The 5,147-nt window shown below is 59.8% G+C and carries 3 protein-coding genes; 2 read left to right on the plus strand and 1 reads right to left on the minus strand.

From position 1 onward, the window contains the following. Positions 1-2,980 (minus strand): Tn3 family transposase (locus tag ACFPOU_RS23610; RefSeq protein WP_379727527.1); only part of this gene is annotated, 2,980 nt, incomplete at its 3' end. Positions 2,981-3,164: 184 nt separating this feature from the next. Between ACFPOU_RS23610 and ACFPOU_RS23615 the strand changes: the two genes are divergently transcribed. Continuing rightward, positions 3,165-4,871 (plus strand): cation:proton antiporter domain-containing protein, encoded by a 1,707-nt coding sequence (locus ACFPOU_RS23615; protein WP_379727530.1) that lies wholly within the window; start codon positions 3,165-3,167, stop codon positions 4,869-4,871. After that, positions 4,864-5,064: a DUF4019 domain-containing protein gene (locus ACFPOU_RS23620; protein ID WP_379727533.1), complete on the plus strand. Its 201-nt coding sequence runs from the start codon at positions 4,864-4,866 to the stop codon at positions 5,062-5,064. The genes ACFPOU_RS23615 and ACFPOU_RS23620 overlap by 8 nt, the downstream gene beginning before the upstream one ends. Positions 5,065-5,147: the final 83 nt, after the last annotated feature.

The following is a 5,147-nucleotide window of genomic DNA, read 5'->3' on the forward strand; positions in this document are numbered from 1 at the left end:
CCGGATTGCGCAACGGCCGCAACTCGCCTTTGGCCACCGCGTCTGGTACTGAGAACGAATACCGGCCTAGCATGTTGATGTGCTCATGCAGTAACGGCGACAGCCTAGCCACATCCTCATCGCGGACCTCGAAGTCGTCCGAGCGTAGCTGGTTCAATGCGGCCTCCATGTAGCTTGTGTTCCACAGCACGATCATGTTGAGCACCAGGCCGAGCGCTCCAAGCTGGTCCTCCTGCCCGTCGCGGTAATGCTGCCGCAGCTCGCCGCGCTTGCCGTGGAAAACGGCGCGGGCAACGCTGTGCCGCCCCTCGCCACGGTTAAGCTGGGTCAGCGTGCCCCGGCGCTTGGCTTCGTCGTCAATGTAGGTCAGCGTGTGCAGAGTCTTGTCAATTCGACCGAACTCGGCGATGGCTTGGGCCAGCCGGGTCGGGCGTTCGCCGACTTGGAGCGTGCGCATGATACCGGCAGCCGGAACCCTACCAAGCTTGAGCGAGCCGGCCAGGCGCAGCATGTCATCCCAATGCGGCTCGATCTTTTGCAGGCTGATATTGTGTCCGGATACAGAATTGAGCAGCCCATAGTCGGCTTTGGTGTTGATCCGCCAGAAGCGCGTACCGCCTACATCAGCTAGGCGCGGGCTGAACCGGTATCCAAGCAGGCGGAACAGCCCAAAAACCACATCACTATAGGCGCCTGTGTCAGTCATGATCTGAGTCGGCTGAAGGTCGGTTTGCTGCTCCAGGACGACGGCGAGCAGGACCAGGCTGTCGCGTAGTGTGCCCGGCACCGTAATGTCATTCAGTCCTGAAAACTGGTTTGATATCAGGTTATACCAAGTGACACCGCGCCCGGCGCCGAAGTATTTCGGGTTCGGCCCGGAATGCACAGACCGCACCGGCACCACGAACCGCATGCCGTCGGCCGACGCGACCTCGCCGCCGCCCCACACGCTGGCCAGCTCCGACCGGCTCTGTGCCGCTACCAGTATGGTGTTTGCCGCCGTGATGGTGTCGTCGCGCAGGTAATTCTGATCCACCCATGACAATCTATCGCGTTTGAGTGCCGGCACGTCGCCACGGATCAGCGGCTCGGGCCCTGTGTTACAGGCTTCGGCCATCAGCACTGCGCAGATGCTCACATGCAGATCGGAAGCGCGCGCAGTGCGCTCCGATAGGTGGGTGAAGGCGTCGGTAAAGCATGTCCGGGCGGCTATCTCCAGGATCAGCTCCGGAAGATCAACGCGCGGCAGCATGCCCATCACCTTGGCGCGCAGCGCGATCAACGACGCCGGCTCGTCAATTTTGTCCAGCGGACTGAGGACCAGTTCGTGTTTGTCGCCCACCTTGTGGAAGCGCACGGCCGGGTTCTCAGGTAGCCTAGCGGCCACCGCCTGGTAAGTGCGGTCCAGTTCACCGGCCAGTGCGGTCAATGTCGGCCCCGGCACCGCCGAAAGGCCTAACGTGCGGCAAATGATCGGGCGCGTGGATTCCCATTCGGCGCTATCGAGCAAACCGGCGCGCGGATCGGCGTACCGCCAACTCGGGGCCACGAACACGTCACGCCGGCGCAGTGCGACGCGCAACTCGGACAAAACGCAAAACGTGTAGGCGTGGAAATCGATGACATTGTCCTCGCCCAGTACATGGCGTTCCCACGCTTTGGAGATGATTTCGCGCGGTGCGTCGTTGCCAGGCCTTTTTGCTCTCATGTTGGCGCGAAGCCAGTCGAAAGCAGCGATTAACGGCTCGCCAGCCACATTCGCGCCAAAGTGGATGTTTTCGGCCAACGCTGGCAGGAAACGGCGCACGGTCTTGTACTTGACGTCCAGCTCCTGGTAATACACGTTGTCGGTCGGACGAATTAGCTTATTCACGCTAGTGAGGGCCAGTGCGAGCGCGTCAGGAGACACTTGTGCGAACAACTGTTTGCGCAGCTCGGCGTCCGGCACGGTATCGTCCAGCAGCAATTGGCAGGCACTCGCCAGGGTGGCTGCCGCTGCGTCCAGGTCTTTGAGTGAGCGAAGGCGAGATTTTTTGTCAGCCTTTACAGCGTCACCGAAAAGCTCACGGAGGATTACTTCCAACACTTCCAAGGCATCATCCTGTGCCGATGCTTCAAGGCAGTGCACGAACGCGACCAGGGTTGCCAAGCGACGCAAGGCCGGCAGACGCAGGATCGCGCTGGCCTTGGCGGCGCCCGCGAACCGAGCTAGGGCCGCGACCCGTGTGGCCGGGATGCGCGTGGCGGCCGGCAACCGGATACCAAGCTCACGAACCGCTTGCAGGCGCATCAGTGCCAGGCTCATTGATCGACTGCTCGCCACCATCGGCCCGGTACGGAGACGATCAAGCGGCGAATTTCGAGTGCCGCCGGAAGAAATCAGGAGGCCCTCTAGGCGCGTTTGCTGGTCCAGGCTGACCCCATTGCCAAGCGAACGCCATAACCGCTCCTCAACGCGGCTACGCAGGCGCGCGACGTACCGTTCGAGGGTCGTACAGCCGGGCAGCAGCACCTTGTGCGTTACAAGCCAAGTTGTGGCGCGCTCGAATAGCACACTTGGCCGATCAGTGCCGGTCCAGCAAATGGCATATAGCCACCGCGTCAGACGGAAAGCGACCAGCGGTTCCGTGAATTCGACATACCCGTAGGAGGCGCGAATTTCTGTCGCATGCTGCCAGCGCTGCTCGCCGGTACTGTAGGCGCTCGCCTTGTGCGGAGTCTCTATGCGCAGCTGCTTAGCCAACGTCCGCAGCACGGGCTGCGGCACAGCGAGCGGGTCTTCGAGAAACGTGCCCAGGTAGCGCACCGTCCCCAGCTGGACTGCGAAGCCTAGCCGATTGTGCGCACCCCGCTTTTGTGCAATCAGCGCGTGGTCGGTGTCGTCCAGGTGAAAATACCGGGCGAGATCATGGGGCGATGGCGGGCCGACAAAGCGACCATAGTTTTCGCGTTGGGCGTTTGAAAGGAAGCTGACTGGCATAGTTGTGGCGCTGCACTTAGACCGCCACATTATGGCTTGTTAATGATGGCCCAAGGAAATGGACACGCTACGTTTTCCCCAAATGGGACAAATCGAGGGGCAAGACACTAATCGCCTTGCCCCTCGATACTGAAGCCCGAAGCTAGACCTTATACTGGCGGTTTAGCCAACTACAAAGCGCCGCATGCCCCACAACATTACGCTGATCACGACCATTGCCGCCGCCCTTGGGTTCGGACTCATCTTTGGCATGCTTGCTGTGCGCCTGAAACTTCCTGCCCTGGTCGGCTACCTTGCAGCCGGCATTGTGATCGGCCCAGCTACACCTGGCTTCGTGGCAGACGTTGTCTTGGCCGGCCAGTTGGCCGAGATCGGCGTGATGCTCCTAATGTTTGGCGTCGGACTGCACTTTTCCCTCGATGACCTGCTCGAGGTACGCGGCATCGCCCTCCCCGGAGCGTTATTGCAGATTACGGTGGCGACCGCCATGGGCATCGGCGTGTCGCACTTGTGGGGCTGGAGCTTAGGGGCAGGCCTGGTGTTCGGACTTGCGCTATCGGTGGCCAGCACCGTCGTGCTGTTACGGGCACTGGAAGATCGGGGAATACTGGCCTCGATCAACGGGCGCATTGCAGTCGGCTGGCTGGTGGTGGAAGACCTAGTTACAGTGCTGATGCTTGTGATGCTGCCAGCGCTGGCCGGGCCGCTAGGTGGTGTTGCCGCCTCCACCGGCGCCGGTTTGTGGAGCTCGTTAGCGCTTACCTTGGGGCAGGTAGCCGCCTTCGTGATCTTCATGCTAGTTGTGGGGCGCAAACTGTTTCCATGGTTTCTGTGGCGGGTGGCAAAGACTGGTTCGCGCGAACTGTTCACGTTGGCCGTGATCGCCAGCGCGGTTGGCATCGCCTACGGGTCATCAGAACTATTCGGAGTGTCATTCGCGCTTGGCGCTTTCTTTGCTGGCATGGTGCTGCGCGAATCGCCTCTCAGCCACCGCGCAGCGGAAGAATCGCTACCCCTGCGCGACGCCTTTTCGGTGCTTTTTTTTGTGTCGGTGGGCATGCTTTTCGATCCGATCGTCCTGGTTGAAAGCCCGCTGCGCGTGCTGATAGTGGTGGTGATTATCATGTTCGGCAAATCCTTGGCAGCCTTCCTGCTTGTGCTAGCCCTACGCTACCCGCTCAATACTGCACTGACCGTGTCGGCAAGTCTGGCGCAGATAGGTGAATTTTCATTCATCCTTGCCGCCATGGGCATTTCGCTCGGGCTGCTGCCAGTTGAAGGGCAAAATTTAATTTTGGCCGGTGCTATCGTGTCAATCGCCCTTAACCCTATCCTCTTCAAGGCAATCGAACCAATTCAACGCTGGTTAGGCATCCAGTCGGACTTAGCGCGCAAATTGGACCGCTCGACCGACCCCTTGGCCGAGTTACCCATGAATACCCATCAGCAACGGCTTATAGGACAGGTAGTTCTGGTCGGCTACGGTCGCGTTGGCCGTACGATCGCCGACGAACTAACTAAGCAAGGGGTGCACTTCGTTGTGGCGGAACAGAATCGCGAACTGGTGGACCAACTGCGTCAACACGATATTGCTGCAGTGGCCGGTAACGCAGCCGAGCCCGGAGTGCTGATCCAAGCGCATATCGCAAATGCGGCCTTACTTGTGATCGCAACGCCTGACACCTTCCACGTGCGGGCAATGATCGAAACAGCGCGCGCGCTAAATCCGTCAATCAAAACGCTGGTGAGGTCACACAATGAAGACGAGGCACGCCTCCTGCACAGCGAAGGTGCCGGCGAGGTGATGATAGGCGAACAAGAGCTGGCGCGGAACATGACTCGCCATATCGTTGAGCAGTTGAATCGGCAAACGCCTGCGGCTGGTGGATAACCAGTATGTTTCGCCATTAGGCATACTCAAGCCTGCAACATTCAAAAAAGATTTGCCAGGTGCGCCACCAGGTGAGTACGTGATCATCGTTTATGACAGCGTTTTCTCCAACATGCCAACAGTTGTCGAAACGGTAACGCAAATGCGAGAAGTCGATGGGGCCTGGAAGGTGTCGGGCTATTTTATTCGTTGATGAGCGTGGTGGCCCTGCTCGATGTGGGGCTCTGTGGGCGTGCGTCGCGTGCTGCGCGCTACTGGTCGCACCTTTGCTAGCTT

The sequence above is a fragment of the Massilia jejuensis genome (genome assembly GCF_042656795.1).
Lineage (GTDB): Bacteria > Pseudomonadota > Gammaproteobacteria > Burkholderiales > Burkholderiaceae_D > Telluria > Telluria jejuensis.

Bases quoted from the DNA above. Each gene is read 5' to 3' on its own strand.
- ACFPOU_RS23615 (WP_379727530.1), top strand. From the start codon at position 3,165: ATGCCCCACAACATTACGCTGATCACGACCATTGCCGCCGCCCTTGGG.